This is a genomic window from Pseudomonas sp. SIMBA_068 (genome assembly GCF_046534705.1).
Classification (GTDB): Bacteria; Pseudomonadota; Gammaproteobacteria; order Pseudomonadales; family Pseudomonadaceae; genus Aquipseudomonas; species Aquipseudomonas putida.
Map to the genome: position 1 here is coordinate 1 of NZ_JAWRYI010000251.1, position 311 is coordinate 311.

Below are 311 nucleotides of genomic sequence, written 5' to 3' on the forward strand. Positions count from 1 at the left end.
CTTCCATCACCTGCTCCTGAGTCAGGTTATCGTTAATCAAATCGGCTTTGATCTGCCCTTCATGCATCACCAGCACCCGATCGCTCAGGCCCAGCACTTCCGGAAGCTCAGAGGAAATCACAATCACCGCGATACCCTGCTGAACCAGCGCATTGATCAGCAGGTAGATCTCCTGACGTGCGCCCACATCAATGCCGCGCGTCGGTTCATCGAGGATCAGGATTTTTGGATTGAGCAGCAGACATTTCGCCAGAATTGCTTTCTGCTGGTTGCCGCCGCTTAAACGGCCAATCGGCAGTTCTGATGAGGAG

General features: G+C 53.7%; 1 protein-coding gene. It reads right to left on the minus strand.

Annotation, left to right across the window (positions count from 1 at the left end):
- A partial coding sequence (locus tag SB756_RS29045) for an ATP-binding cassette domain-containing protein (protein ID WP_410912987.1) occupies positions 1 to 311 on the minus strand: 311 nt, incomplete at both ends.